We start from the raw sequence: 264 nt of genomic DNA, 5'->3' as shown, positions 1-264 counted from the left end.
CCTTAGGGCTAACTCATATATTGACCATGATATTACTGCCTTTAAACACTCGATTAATGATGCCCAAAGCGGTTATTCTGCTCATGCGTGCTGTGAATTTAATATTACGTTCGCTGCCAGAATATTTGTTGGCCTTTGTGTTTATGATGTTATTAGGACCTTCGATGTTGCCAGCGATTATCGCGTTGGCATTGCATAATAGTGGCCTAATGGTCTTTTTAATGGCGCGCCAAGCTGACAAGGTTAGTGTGCCGCTCACTTATC

Annotated in this window: 1 pseudogene; it reads left to right on the top strand. The window is 42.4% G+C overall.

What is annotated here, in order from left to right:
• Positions 1 to 59: 59 nt before the first annotated feature.
• Positions 60 to 264: pseudogene (locus AAEZ03_RS27715) on the top strand (hypothetical protein); the annotation flags it as partial.

The sequence above is a fragment of the Pseudomonas sp. HY2-MNA-CIBAN-0224 genome (genome assembly GCF_040310285.1).
Taxonomy (GTDB): domain Bacteria; phylum Pseudomonadota; class Gammaproteobacteria; order Pseudomonadales; family Pseudomonadaceae; genus Aquipseudomonas; species Aquipseudomonas helleri.
The sequence above is the reverse complement of the archived record's forward strand: the minus strand, read 5'-3'. Positions and strand labels throughout refer to the sequence as shown.